Genomic DNA, 12869 nt, shown 5'->3' on the forward strand with positions numbered 1-12869 from the left:
CTACGGCTTAGCCCGCATCGCCTTGGCCTTCTCGGGCGCCACCTGATCGAACAGCAGGGCCAGGTGGGTGTCCTTGGCATGGTCGTTGTGCAGGTCCCAGGCCAGCGACACCGGCAGGCGCAGGCGATTGCCGTCGGCCAGCCTGGCCACCAGCACCCGCCAGCTGAATCCTTCGCCGGGTTCGCCCAGCGGGTCCTTGAACTCCAGCGGGGCGGGATCGCGCAGGCGGAACTGTCGGCCCTCGTGCGCGTCGAACCAGGCCAGGTCGGCCTGGGCGATCGGGTCGGGCCCCGGCGTGGCCAGCTTGCCCTTCAGATTGCGGACCATGACGGGCCTCCCTGCTTGCAGCGGGGCTCTCTAGCAGCTTGGCGGGGCCTTGCCATCCGTCCGCCGTCTTCCATGTGCGTGATCCATCCACCTCAACGCCCGTCATTCCCGCCCTTGTGGCGGGAAACCCTTTGTCCGTCGCAGGCGCAGATGGGTGGCGCGCCAGCGCGCCAAGGCGCCTCACCGTCGGCTGAACCAGGGGGTCCCGCCACAAGGGCGGGAATGACGGCTGAGAAGTGGGGTGTAAAATAAAATCCGGGTAATATTGACTCCATAATTCATCCGGGTAAAAAGCGGCGCATTGGAGATGACCATGACCGACCGACGAAACCTGGTGCGCGACTACAAGGACCGTGAGGTCGAGGCGGGCGTCTACGCCATCCGCTGCGTTCTGACCGGCGAGGTGTGGATCGGCGGCACGCCCGACCTGTCCACCCGCCAGAACGGCGTCTGGTTCTCGCTGCGGATGGGCGGCCATTCCAGTCCCAGCCTGCAGGCGGCCTGGAAGACCCATGGCGAGGCGGCGTTCGGCTTCGAGGTGCTGGAGGTGATCGACGACAAGGGGCTGGAGCGGCTGGGCCGCGCCTCGCTGCTGGTCGAGCGCCGCGAGCACTGGCGCGCCAGCCTGAGCGCCGAGGGGCTGCGGCGATGAGCGGTTATGTAGTGTTCGACGGCGCGCGGCGGATCGCGGCCGGTTCGCGGCTGGAGGCGGCGGTCGCCGCCCAGGCCCGGCTGGCCGCCGCGCCGGAGGCCTCGGTGCTGATCTTCGACCCCGACGGCCGGCAGGTGGATTTCGACCTGCGCGGCGGTCCCTGGGACATCGCCCGGCGTCTGGGGGAGGCGGCGGTAGAGCCGCCGCGCGGCCGGGGTCGGCCCAAGCTGGGCGTCACGGCTCGGGAGGTCACCCTGCTGCCGCGCCACTGGGAATGGCTGGCCGCCCAGCCCGGCGGGGCCTCGGTGGCGCTGCGCAAGCTGGTCGAGGCCGCGCGCCGCGAGACCGAGGGGCCCAGTCGCCGCCGCGCGGCCCGCGACGCGACCTACCGCTTCGCCCAGGTGATGGCCGGCGACCGCGCGGGCTTCGAGGACGCCACGCGGGCCCTGTTCGCCGGCGACGCCGCCGGCTTCGCCGCCCGGATCACCGATTGGCCCGCCGACATCGCCGAGCATCTGCGGACCCTGGCGGCCGAGGCCTTCGAGGCCGCGCCCATTACCGGGGTTTAACAGCCATTACAGAGCTTTAAGGCCGCGATCCCCGCGACCCATGCCAGGGTGTCCGCCACCAATCGGGGGACACCGCATGAACATGACCGCCTTGGCCTTGGCCTTGAGCCTCTCCGCAGGCGCGTCGGGCGCCGCCCTGGCCCAGGCCCGGATCCTGCCCGCGACGCCCTATCTGGAGCCGACCTCGGCCGGCTCCAGCGCCAATTTCGACGTGCTGGTCACCAACGACAAGGCCTGGCCGGTCGAGGTCTCCGAGATCACGGTCGTCACCCTGGACGCCCTCGGCGCGGCGGTGCTGGAGCGGCGGATCGACGGCAACGGTTTCGCGCCCGCCATCGAGACGGTCGCCAACCGGGTGCTGGCGCCCGGCGAGACCCGGCTCTATTTCAACCCGTTCCCGGAGATTCCGGCCGACTTCGCCGCCTCGGGCGTGCGGGTGAAGGTGACTCTGGAGCGCGTCCTCAAGGACGGCGAAAAACCGCCGGAAGGCGAGACGGCCGCCACGGTCGAGGCCCGCGCCGTCTTCGCCGCCGCTCCGCCCTGGACCCGCAAGCTGGTCTTGCCGGTGGCCGGCAAGGTCGCGGTCTGGGACGGCCATGACCTGCTGTCGCACCACCGGCGCTTCGACTACCAGCACCCGTTCCTCAAGAGCGTGGGCATCGGCGCCAACGCCATGCGCTATTCCTACGACCTGGTCCCCGTCGACGCCGAGGGGCGAATGGCGGTCGGCGACGAGGCCCGGAACGAGAGCTATCTCGGCTTCGGCAAGCCGGTGCGAGCCCCGGCCGACGGCGTGGTGGTGGCGGCGCTGGACACCCGGCCAGACGACCACGGTTTCGATCCCGGCGAGCTGAAGACCGCGCCCAACGCCCTGTTCGGCAACTATCTGGTGATCCGCCACACGGACGGCCTGCACAGCGTGCTCGGCCACCTCCACCAGACCAGCCTGAAGGTGAAGGTCGGCGACACGGTCAAGGCCGGCCAGACCGTGGCGGCGATCGGCGCCTCGGGCAGTTCGCTGTTCCCGCACCTGCACTACCAGCTGATGACCGGTCCGACGATGCGCGACGAGGGCGCGCCCAGCGGCTTTACCGGCCTGACCCGGGTGCGCGGGGTGATGCGCACGCCAATCGCCAACGGGGCGATCGACAGCGGCGACGTGGTCGAGGGCAAGTAGGGGCGGCGGAGGCGTTCTAGACCGCGCGGACGTCGCGGCCTTGGCCGTCGAGGGCCAGCAGCGCGGCGACGTGGGTCCACAGGCGCGCGATCTCCTGGCCGGCGGGGTTGGTCGGGTCCCACTCGCCGACCGAGCGGCCGTGCGCGACCGATTGCTGGTAGATGGCCCGGGCGCGCAGGCCGACCGGGGCGACGGGCAGGCCGCAGAACCGCAGGGCCTCGATGGCCTTCTGCACGCCCACCGGCTCCAGTCCGCCACGCTTGGGCGGCGCCTGGCTGAGGACTATCAGGCCGGTCTTGCCCAGGCGGCGGATCATCTCGGCCGAACGCGCCACCGAGGCGATGTCGAGGAAGGTCGGCCGGCAGACCAGCAGGCAGAGGTCGGCGTGGTTGGCCGCCACGGCCACGTCGGAATCGGGCGCTGCGGGCGTGTCGATCAGCATCACGTCATAGGCGTCGTGCTCGGCGTGGGCGCGGGTCTGGAACAGCTTGCCGGCGTTGATCTCGGCCAGGGTCGGGCCGGGCGCGGTGCGGGCCCGCAGGGAGTCGGAGGCCGAGCGCTGCGGGTCGATGTCGGCGAGCATGGTGCGCCAGCCGGCCAGGTGGGAGGCCAGGGCCAGGTTGATCGACAAGGTGGTCTTGCCGGCCCCGCCCTTGCGGGAAATCACAGCCAGGGTCTTCACGTCCGACACTCCCTAACGGCCCCGATCGCGGCCGGAAGCCTGTGGATAACTTAGCCGCCCGTTACGACAGCTTCGCAACGGAAATGTCGTGTTGCGGGAATCTTAACCATACGGCAACGCGCCGAAGCCGAAAGCTTGACTGGAAATGAACGATCGACGGGCGATTTGGGCCCGCGCCACGCTCGCGTCGGGCTTGACCCGACCGGGGGCATGGGCGAGGCAGGGGTGTGATAGCCCGCCTGATCGAATTCTTCACCAACATGGACCGCCGCGCCTGGCGCACGGTGGCGGTGTCCTTCGTGCTGTTCGGCGGGGTGGGCGTGGTCTTCCTGTTCGGCGCGCAGATGCTGGGCCTCAACGGCGAGGTGGCGGTCGAGCACTGGCTGGGCGCGGCGCATGGGCCCTGGGCCCTGCCGGTGGCGGTGGGGGCCTTCGCGGTCCTGGCCTTCGTCGGAGTGCCGCAGTTCGTGCTGATCGCCGCGGCGGTGGTCGCCTTCGGGCCCTGGACCGGTTTCGCCTACAGCTGGATCGGCACCCTGGTGTCGTCCCTGGTCGGTTTCTGGCTGGGACGGACGTTCGGCGGTCGGCTGCTGCAGGACCTGGCCGGCGACGGCGTGGCCAAGTTCATGAAGCTGATCGGCAAGAACGGCTTCCTGGCCAGCCTGATCGTCCGGCTGGTGCCCTCGGCGCCGTTCATCGTCGTCAACATGGCGGCCGGGGTCACGCCGATGAAGCTTCGCGACTTCGCGGCCGGCACGGCGGTCGGCATCATCCCGAAGATCGCCCTGACCGCCTTCGCCGGCAATTCCATCGTCCAGGCGATGAAGGGCGGTGGCAAGCAGCACATCGTCATGCTGGTCATCGCCGTGGTCGTGTGGATCGTCGCCGGCCTGATCGCCCGCGCCTGGCTCAAGAAGCGCGAAGAGGCGGCGGACTAGAGCATCGTGCGGAAAAGTGGAGGCCGGTTTTCCGAAAGAACGATGGGAAAACAAAATCATAGAGCAAGCCGTGCGATTCCCATACCGCACGGCTTGCTCTAGGGCCGCCTCCACCGGGGACCTTCGTCAGGTCGCCTTTCGGCCCGTCGGCGCCAGCTTCTTGGCCAGGAGCGTACTCGACTCCAGCCCCGCCGCGAGATGGGCCTGGAAGCTTCGGTCCAGCGCGACCACGGTTTCGTCCCAAGCCTTGTCGAGGATGCGAACCGACTGTTCGCTGAACGGCTTTTCGCCCAGGGTCGCCCGCATCGAGGCGGCCAGGACTGCCGCCAAGCCCAGACCCGCCGTCAGGAAGACGTCCAGCCGGGGCGCCAGGCCCAGGGACCGAAGCTGGCGGTAGCGATCCAATTCCGGTCGGCGCTTCTGGATCGGCCCCCAAGGGTCGACCTCCTCCTGGATCCATTCCCACCAGGGGATCTTGGGCTTGTAGAGGATGTCCCGGATGATCAGGATCGAGCACGCGCCGCGGGCCTGTTTCAGATAGTCCTCGGCGAGTTGGCCGAAATAGCGCCAGCGATCGAAGTTTTTCAGGTCGTTCAGGCCCAGCTTGTCGAGGGCCAGCTTGCCGACGAACCGCTTGTCCACGGCGAAGGACAGTTCCTCCTTCAGGCGGGGCGTGTGGGCGACCAGCTCGCCCAGGGCGCTCCACCACAGCGTCTTGGTCCTGTGCGCGGGGATCAGCCAGTAGATGATGTTGCGGTAGTACCACTGGATCATCTCGTAGTGCGGCGCCGTCGTGAAGCCGCCCTGGCCGTCCGGGAGGTAGAAGCCGAAGATCCGCTGGTCGTTGGGCGACACGGCGGGATTGCCCACCAGCCGCTTGTCGCCGGTCAGGTTGATGTTGAAAAAGTGGTGCCAGGTGGAGTCCACCACCACGCGCCCCCGATTGACCCGGTGGCCGTCCCAGGCGCCGATCGAGCCGAACTCGAGGGATTGGGTCGCCTCGGTCTCGTTATGCTGGCCGTCGAAGGACGTCATGGTGCGGCCGCCATAGACCTGCCCCGTGGCGATCACCCTGGGGCCCAGCGGCTGGCCATTCAGGTCGGGATAGTCGGCCGTCGCCGCGCCCTTGTACTGGAAGGTGGCGGTGAGGTCGGCGGGCTCGTCGCAGATGCCCTCGTGCATGTGGTCGGGCAGGTAGTGGATCGCCCCGGCGGGCGAGCAGAGCAGGGGGTGCGGGTAGCGTTGGATGCCGCCGAACCAGGTCAGGGCGATTTCCTGGGCGATGTCGTCGGACTGGTCCTCGAACTCGTAGGTCGCGTTGTGGCCTCGGTGGGTGGTGTCGATGCGGCCGGAGCCGTAGCCATCGGGCGCGGGGGGATTGGCGTTGCTCAGCCAGCGCCGCATGCTGCGCACCCGGGGAATGAAGGGCGGAAGGCTCGAGCCCAGCTCATCATGGTCGCCGGTCGCGAAGAAACCGCCGCCGCTCTCCATGAAGTCGATGATCGCGGCGACTTCCGCGTTCCGCTTGGCGATGTCGGGCTCAAACGGAGGGCGCGCGGCCGGCAGGAACAGCACGATGTCGAACTCGGCCAGTTTCTGGGTCTTGCCCTTGGCCTGGAACGGCTGGTCGAACCGGAAGCCGATCGCGTCGGCGCCGGTTCTGGCCAGGGCGGCGGCCGGCGTCTCGCCGTTCAGCGGCGGGTCCTGGTGCGCGCGGATGATCTCGATGTTGAAGCCCAGCCAGACGGTCTGTCCCAACACCTTGAGGAATTCGCCCATGTGGAAGGCGTTCTGCTGGGCCTTGTCGGTCCATTCCAGAAAGCCGCCGTCGGAATCGTCGGCGACGGCGAGGATGCGTACAACAGGCTTGCCCATCGGCGGGGTCCCCAGGGTTGACTGCGAGGGTTGATGGAAAGGGCGCCGAGGACACAAGCCGGCGGGTGATATTAAAGCGCGAAAATTCCAGAAGCACAACTTATGGTTAAAGCGGCGTGGGCCTTTCGCCAAGCGACGTTCGTCGCGGATAGACCCGAGGGTCACCCAGGGATCGGTCGCCGGGAGTCGCACCGGACGAAGGGCGGGCGGAGGGCGATCGCGCCGCCATGGGCCGCCTGGCGGGGTGGTTTGACGCCTTCACCAGCGATTTCCCGATCGTGACCCGCCCCAAATAGGGTGGGTTCTGGAAGGAACTTGCTCTGTGTGCGGCCAATCGCGCGAAAAGAGCAAAATGCTTGCTGGATTTCGGGCTGCTGTGTAGAAAGCGACCATGAACGTCGCGCGCCAACTGCTTTCGCTTCGGCTTATCACCCCCTGGGCGCTCTAGGGGCCGCGCTTCGTCGTGGCCGGGCGCGCAGGGGATAACCGACCCGCAGCCGCCCCGCACGCAGACACATTCCGACGAGTAGCTCCATGACCCCCCCGATTTCTGGCGTATCGCCCGGCGCTTTCGACAAGCGCGACAACGTCGTCATTTTCGACACCACCATGCGCGACGGCGAACAGTCGCCCGGCGCCTCGATGTCGCACGACGAGAAGCTGGAACTGGCCAAGATCCTCGAGGAGATGGGGGTCGACGTCATCGAGGCCGGCTTCCCGATCGCCTCGAACGGCGACTTCGAGGCGGTCCGCGAGATCGCCAAGATCGTCAAGAACTCGACCATCGCCGGCCTGTGCCGCGCCCACCAGGTGGATATCGACCGTTGCGCCGAAGCCCTGAAGGGCACGCAGCGCGGCCGCATCCACGTGGTGATCGCCACCAGCGACCTGCACATGAAGCACAAGCTGCAGATGGAGCCCGACGCGGTGATCGACGTGATCGCCCGCTCGGTGACCCACGCCCGCAACCTGCGCGATGACGTCGAGTGGTCGGCCGAGGACGCCACCCGCAGCGACCGCCAGTTCCTGCGCCGCGCCATCGAGACGGCGATCAAGGCCGGGGCCACGACGATCAACCTGCCCGACACCGTCGGCTACACCTATCCGTCGGAATATGCCGACCTGTTCAGCTGGATGACCCAGAACGTCGAGGGCGCCGACAAGGTGATCTTCTCGACCCACTGCCACAACGACCTGGGCCTGGCCGTGGCCAACAGCCTGGCCGGCGTGCAGGGCGGGGCGCGGCAGATCGAGTGCGCGATCAACGGCCTGGGCGAGCGGGCCGGCAACGCGGCGCTGGAAGAGGTGGTGATGGCCCTGAAGGTGCGCGGCGACAAGCTGCCCTTCGAGACCCACATCGACACCACCCACATCACCCGCGCCAGCCGCTACGTCTCGGCCATCACCGGCTTCCCGGTGCAGTACAACAAGGCCATCGTCGGCAAGAACGCCTTCGCGCATGAAAGCGGCATCCACCAGGACGGGATGCTGAAGAACCGCGAGACCTACGAGATCATGACCCCGGAATCGGTCGGCCAGGCGCCGTCCAGCCTGGTCATGGGCAAGCACTCGGGCAGCCACGCCTTCCGCGCCAAGCTGAAGGACCTGGGCTACGAGCTGGGCCAGAACGCCCTGAAGGAGGCCTTTGGCCGCTTCAAGGACCTGGCCGACCGCAAGAAGCACGTCTACGACGACGACATCATCGCCCTGGTCGACGACGCCCTGGCGCGCGGTTCGGAGCGCATCCGCGTCCAGCGCCTGCGGGTGGTGGCCGGCACCGACGGCCAGTCGGCCGAACTGACCCTGGAAGTCGACGGCGAGATCAAGACCTCGGAAGCCTCCGGGGACGGTCCGGTCGACGCGGTGTTCAACGCCATCCAGCAGATCGTGCCGCACGACGCCGCCCTGCGCCTGTTCCAGGTGCACGCGGTCACCGAAGGCACCGACGCCCAGGCCCAGGTCTCGGTCCGTCTCGAGGAGGACGGCCGCATCGCCACCGGCCAGGCCGCCGACACCGACACCCTGACCGCCTCGGCCAAGGCCTATGTCAACGCCCTGAACAACCTCATGGCGCGCAAGGAAAAGAGCCGGCCGGAAGCGGCGATCGCCAGCGGGTTCTAGGGTTACAACGGACGGGGACAGGCACATGTGCCTGTCCCCAACCCAACCCAACCCTAAGCCGCCGCCCGCGTCGAAAACGGCCGCGTCGCCAGCAGTTCCGCCGACAGGTGCGCCTGGGTCTCCACCTCCAGGCCCAGCGCCCGCAGGTCCTCGCACAGCGTGCGGCGCGGCTCCTGGTCGAGGAACGCCCCAGCGTCGATGACCAGCACGCCGCCCGGGCGCAGCATGGCCATCGTCGAGGCCGCGGCGGCGCGGGCGTCGGGGACGGTCGAGCAGCCGACGATCAGCAGCACGTCGCTCTGTTCGTCGGCGGCCCGGCAGGTGGCCCGGCGGGCGGCTTCCACCCGGTCATAGCCCTTGCGCCACAGCACGCTCATCGCCTCGCCCGCGTCGGGCCCGGTCACCGCCACGAAACACAGCGGCGTGGCCTCGGCGAGGGTGAGCATGCGCTCGAGGGTGCGGGAAATCCCGTCGGTCGGAACGCCGAGCAGGAACTGCGCGGCCTGACGGAACGGATGGGACGACATGATGATGCCTCTGACTGGTCGAGCCCGTCACCGGACGAGCCGACGGCCAGGGTGTGCGCCTTCGGGGCCTAAGGCCACCATTCGGAAACAGGCCGTCCGCATAAGGGCGGCATAAGGATCAGCCGATGTTGGAGCACGACACCACAGCGACGCCGCCGGCCTGGCGCGAGATCGACGCCCGTTCGCGGGCCCTCGGCTTCGACATGCCGTCGGAAGCGGGGACCGGGGCCATGCTGCGGCTGCTGGCCGCCTCCAAGCCTTCCGGCCGCCTGCTGGAGCTCGGAACGGGCACGGGCCTGGCCACCGCCTGGCTGCTGGGTGGCATGGGGCAGGGGGCGACCCTGGTCAGCCTGGACAACGACGCGGGCGTCCAGGCCGTGGCCCGCGCGGTGCTCGGCGATGACCCGCGCGTGACCTTCGTGATCGGCGACGGCCTCGACCATGTCCGCGCCCAGCCGCCGGCGTCCTTCGACCTGATCTTCGCCGACGCGTGGCCGGGCAAGTACGAGGGGCTGGACGCGACCCTGGCGCTGCTGCGCCCGGGCGGGCTCTATGTGGTCGACGACATGTCGCGACAGCCCAACTGGCCGGAAGGCCACCAACCCCGCGTCGACGCCCTGACGGCGCGGCTGCAATCCCATCCCGACCTGGCGACCGTGGCCCTGGACTGGGCGTCGGGACTGGTCATCGCGGCGAGACGGTCATGATCTGGATTCCCATCACCATCGCCGCCGCCGCCTTCCAGGTGGCGCGCAACGCCGCCCAGCGCTCGGTGATGGGCGGGGCGGGGCCGTGGGGGGCGACCCTGGTGCGGTTCCTGTTCGGCCTGCCGTTCGCCACCCTGTTCGCGGCCGTGGCCTGGGCGGTGACGCCCGGCGCCGCGGCGCATGCGACGGCCGGGTTCTGGCTGGCCTGCGTGGCGGGCGCGGCCTTGCAGATCGGCGCCACCGCCGCCCTGCTGACGGCCATGCACCGCTCGTCCTTCGCCCTGGGCACCGCCCTGCAGCAGAGCGGCCTGCCGTTCGCCCTGGTCTGGGGCGTGCTGCTGTTCGGCGACACGGTCTCGGCCGTGACCTGGATCGGCGGCCTGATCGCCACGGTCGGCCTGGCGGCCCTGACCTGGCCGCGCGGCGAGACGCCGATGCGGCGGGGCGCGGTGCTGGCCGGGCTGGGCTCGGGCGCGGCCTTCGCCCTGTGCGCCAACTGCTTCCGGCAGGCGTCCCTGGCCTTCGACCCGGTCCATCCGGCGGTCTCGGCCCTGGTCACGGTGATGGTGGTCCAGGCCATCCAGACCGTGGCCCTGACGGCCTTCCTGGCGGCGCGTAATCCCGCCGCCCTGGTCGCGGTGGTCAAGGCCTGGCGGCGGTCGCTGGGCGCCGGCTTCTGCGGCGCGGCGGCCTCGGGCCTGTGGTTCACCGCCATGGCGCTGAGCCCGGTGGGGCCGGTGCGGGCGGTGGGGGTGGTCGAGATGCCGATGGCCGCCCTGGCCGGACGGCGACTGTTCGCCGAGCGCCTGACCGCCGCGCAACTGGTCTTTGGCCTGGTCACGGCGGTCGGCGTGGTCATGGCCGCGCTCGGCTAGAAATCGCCATGTTTCTGGGATGAAACCTCCCGCGCCGCCGTTCTGTGAAAACAGCTGAGCAAGGCCTGCTAATAGACCTTGAAATCAACGCTTTCGCAGGGCAAACGGGCGACGTCGGCGTGCTTTGTGGCAGTCAGACGACGGCGCGGCAGGGGCTCGCGCTCCCGTCGTGCGGCAGGCGCTCGTCAATGGGACAAAGCCCGTAACCGCGGGAATCATGTTGTCCTCGTTCGGAATTGAAGTAGGAGCCATCTTTTCCCTTCGTCTTCGGCGCGAACGCGCCGCAAATGGCTCTGCTTTCGCCTATCCGCCGCCTTCTTTCTTTTGACGACCCAGCCGCCTTCGCCCCCCTATCCCGTCAGTCAGGGCTTTCAATGTTTTCTTCCCTCTTCGGCGTCATCTCCAACGACATCGCCATCGACCTGGGCACCGCCAACACCCTCATCTACATGAAGGGCAAGGGCATCGTGCTGAACGAACCGTCGGTGGTGGCGCTGCGCAATGTCGGCGGCCGCAAGATCGTTCACGCCGTCGGGATCGAGGCCAAGCAGATGCTGGGCCGGACGCCGGGCCACATGGAAGCCATCCGTCCGATGCGCGACGGGGTCATCGCCGACTTCGAAGTCGCCGAGGAGATGATCAAGTACTTCATCCGCAAGGTTCACAACCGCAAGGGCTTCGTGAACCCCAAGGTCATCGTCTGCGTGCCGTCGGGCGCCACCGCCGTCGAGCGCCGCGCCATCAACGACTCCTGCCTCAACGCCTCGGCCCGCCGCGTAGGCCTGATCGACGAGCCGATGGCCGCCGCGATCGGCGCCGGCCTGCCGATCCACGAGCCGACCGGCTCGATGGTCGTCGACATCGGCGGCGGCACCACCGAGGTGGCCGTGCTGTCGCTGTCGGGCATCGTCTATTCGCGCTCGGTGCGGGTCGGCGGCGACAAGATGGACGAGGCGATCATCAGCTATATGCGTCGCCACCATAACCTGCTGATCGGCGAGACCACCGCCGAGCGCATCAAGAAGGAAATCGGCACCGCCCGCGCCCCGGCCGACGGCGAAGGCCTGTCGATCGACGTCAAGGGCCGCGACCTGATGCAGGGCGTGCCGCGCGAAGTCCGCATCTCGGAAAAGCAGGCCGCCGACGCCCTGGCCGAACCGGTCGGGCAGATCGTCGAGGCGGTGAAGGTGGCCCTGGAAGCCACCCCGCCCGAACTGGCCAGCGACATTGCCGACAAGGGCATCATGCTGACCGGCGGCGGCGCCCTGCTGCGCGGCCTGGACGCCGAGATCCGCGACCACACCGGCCTGCCGGTGACGGTGGCCGACGACCCGTTGTCGTGCGTGGCCCTGGGCTGCGGCAAGGTGCTCGAACATCCCAAGTGGATGAAGGGCGTGCTTGAATCGACTCTCGCCTAGGCGGCACAATCGTAGAGGACGCCGCGGGGGGCGTCGGGAGAAACTAGTCCGTGCCCTTTCGCGAAGGTCCGCTCGGCGACCTGAAAGTGCCGCTCACCTGGACCGCGGCCGTGGCGTTGATCGTCGCGGTCGTGATCGCGGTGGCGTTCCTGCTGGCCGACCGGCGTGAGACCCTTCAGCAACAGGCCTACGGCGTCACCCGCCAGACGGTCGACACGGTGTCCAAGCCGGTCAGCGGCGTGATCGCCGCCCCGGGCCGCTGGACGGGCCTGGGCGTCGATTTCGTCAGCAGCTACTTCTTCACCGCCTCCGAGAACCGCCGGCTGAAGGCCGAGCTCAAGGAGATGCGCGGCTATCGCGACCAGTACCTGGCCGAGGTCGACAAGAACGACCGCTACCGCTCGCTGCTGGGCCTGCGCACCGATCCGCCGATCCCGATGGTCGCCGCCCGCGTGGTCAGCGACAGCCGGGGCCCGTTCGCCAACACCCGCCTGGCCGATTCCGGCTCGGAAAAGGGCGTGCTGGTCGGCAATCCGGTGATGAACGAGCGCGGTCTGGTCGGCCGCGTGGTCGGCGTCGCCCACGGGGCCAGCCGGGTGCTGCTGCTGACCGACATCGCCTCGCGCACGCCGGTGATGATCGACCGCACCAACGCCCGCGCCATCCTGACCGGCGACGGCGGCCCCAATCCCAAGCTGGAATATCTGCGCGGCGCCGATCCCATCAAGGAGGGCGACCGGGTCGTCACCTCGGGCGACGGCGGCGTGGTGCCGCGCGGCCTGCCCGTGGGCGCGGCCGTGAAGGGCCTGGACGGCCGCTGGCGGGTGGTGCTGTTCGCCGACGACACCGCCATCGACTACGTCCGCATCCTGCTGTTCAAGGACTTCTCGCAACTGGCCGACCAGAAGGCGCTGCTGACCCGCAGCCTGCCGCCGGTGACCACCGAGGACCCCAACGTCTCGATCCTGGGCCCCGCCGCCGGGGCCAGGCCGCCGCCGCCC

The 12869-nt window shown here is 69.1% G+C and carries 13 protein-coding genes and 1 pseudogene; 10 read left to right on the plus strand and 4 right to left on the minus strand.

Annotated features, from left to right (window positions below; translation table 11 throughout):
- Window positions 1–327 carry a hypothetical protein gene (locus PMI01_RS13955; protein WP_007669711.1) on the minus strand — a complete coding sequence of 109 codons (327 nt, stop codon included), beginning with the start codon at window positions 325–327 and terminating at the stop codon, window positions 1–3.
- A 313-nt stretch (window positions 328–640) separates the two neighbouring features.
- Between PMI01_RS13955 and PMI01_RS13960 the strand changes: the two genes are divergently transcribed.
- From PMI01_RS13960 to PMI01_RS26075, 3 genes are all read left to right on the plus strand, one after another.
- On the plus strand, window positions 641–979 hold the full coding sequence (locus PMI01_RS13960) for a GIY-YIG nuclease family protein (RefSeq protein WP_007669712.1): 339 nt from the start codon (window positions 641–643) through the stop codon (window positions 977–979).
- Window positions 976–1548, plus strand: coding sequence for a DUF2239 family protein (locus tag PMI01_RS13965; RefSeq protein ID WP_007669714.1), 573 nt, complete (start codon window positions 976–978; stop codon window positions 1546–1548). Before PMI01_RS13960 ends, PMI01_RS13965 begins: the two co-directional genes overlap by 4 nt.
- Window positions 1549–1624: 76 nt before the next feature.
- On the plus strand, window positions 1625–2725 hold the full coding sequence (locus tag PMI01_RS26075) for a M23 family metallopeptidase (protein WP_007669716.1): 1101 nt from the start codon (window positions 1625–1627) through the stop codon (window positions 2723–2725).
- A gap of 16 nt (window positions 2726–2741) precedes the next feature.
- Here PMI01_RS26075 and PMI01_RS13975 read toward each other — a convergent pair whose 3' ends face one another.
- Window positions 2742–3407, minus strand: coding sequence for a ParA family protein (locus PMI01_RS13975; protein ID WP_007669718.1), 666 nt, complete (start codon window positions 3405–3407; stop codon window positions 2742–2744).
- A gap of 227 nt (window positions 3408–3634) precedes the next feature.
- Here PMI01_RS13975 and PMI01_RS13980 point away from each other — a divergent pair, with 227 nt between their 5' ends.
- Complete coding sequence (locus tag PMI01_RS13980) at window positions 3635–4345, plus strand: TVP38/TMEM64 family protein (RefSeq protein WP_007669720.1); 711 nt, start codon at window positions 3635–3637, stop codon at window positions 4343–4345.
- Window positions 4346–4471: 126 nt separating this feature from the next.
- On the opposite strand, the gene PMI01_RS26080 is transcribed toward PMI01_RS13980, so the two are convergent.
- The gene (locus tag PMI01_RS26080; RefSeq protein WP_007669722.1) at window positions 4472–6220 is read right to left on the minus strand and encodes a hypothetical protein; all 1749 of its coding nucleotides are present in this window, start codon (window positions 6218–6220) and stop codon (window positions 4472–4474) included.
- Between the two features lie 203 nt (window positions 6221–6423).
- On the opposite strand from PMI01_RS26080, the pseudogene PMI01_RS27890 reads away from it, so the two are divergent.
- Both PMI01_RS27890 and PMI01_RS13990 read left to right on the plus strand, forming a co-directional pair.
- Window positions 6424–6516 (plus strand): annotated as a pseudogene (locus tag PMI01_RS27890) (hypothetical protein); the annotation flags it as partial.
- A 238-nt stretch (window positions 6517–6754) separates the two neighbouring features.
- Window positions 6755–8341 (plus strand): 2-isopropylmalate synthase, encoded by a 1587-nt coding sequence (locus PMI01_RS13990; RefSeq protein WP_007669724.1) that lies wholly within the window; start codon window positions 6755–6757, stop codon window positions 8339–8341.
- A gap of 53 nt (window positions 8342–8394) precedes the next feature.
- Here PMI01_RS13990 and PMI01_RS13995 read toward each other — a convergent pair whose 3' ends face one another.
- Window positions 8395–8868 carry a hypothetical protein gene (locus tag PMI01_RS13995; protein ID WP_007669726.1) on the minus strand — a complete coding sequence of 158 codons (474 nt, stop codon included), beginning with the start codon at window positions 8866–8868 and terminating at the stop codon, window positions 8395–8397.
- A gap of 125 nt (window positions 8869–8993) precedes the next feature.
- Between PMI01_RS13995 and PMI01_RS14000 the strand changes: the two genes are divergently transcribed.
- The 4 genes from PMI01_RS14000 to mreC form a co-directional block, all read left to right on the plus strand.
- Window positions 8994–9575: an O-methyltransferase gene (locus tag PMI01_RS14000; RefSeq protein WP_007669728.1), complete on the plus strand. Its 582-nt coding sequence runs from the start codon at window positions 8994–8996 to the stop codon at window positions 9573–9575.
- Entirely contained in the window at window positions 9572–10450 is an 879-nt protein-coding gene (locus PMI01_RS14005) for a DMT family transporter (protein WP_007669729.1), read from the plus strand. The genes PMI01_RS14000 and PMI01_RS14005 overlap by 4 nt, the downstream gene beginning before the upstream one ends.
- A 374-nt stretch (window positions 10451–10824) precedes the next feature.
- Window positions 10825–11868 (plus strand): rod shape-determining protein, encoded by a 1044-nt coding sequence (locus tag PMI01_RS14010; RefSeq protein ID WP_004623009.1) that lies wholly within the window; start codon window positions 10825–10827, stop codon window positions 11866–11868.
- 50 nt (window positions 11869–11918) lie between these two features.
- On the plus strand, window positions 11919–12869 hold a 951-nt coding region (gene mreC / locus PMI01_RS14015; RefSeq protein ID WP_007669738.1), incomplete at its 3' end, for a rod shape-determining protein MreC.

Source organism: Caulobacter sp. AP07 (assembly GCF_000281955.1).
Classification (GTDB): domain Bacteria; phylum Pseudomonadota; class Alphaproteobacteria; order Caulobacterales; family Caulobacteraceae; genus Caulobacter.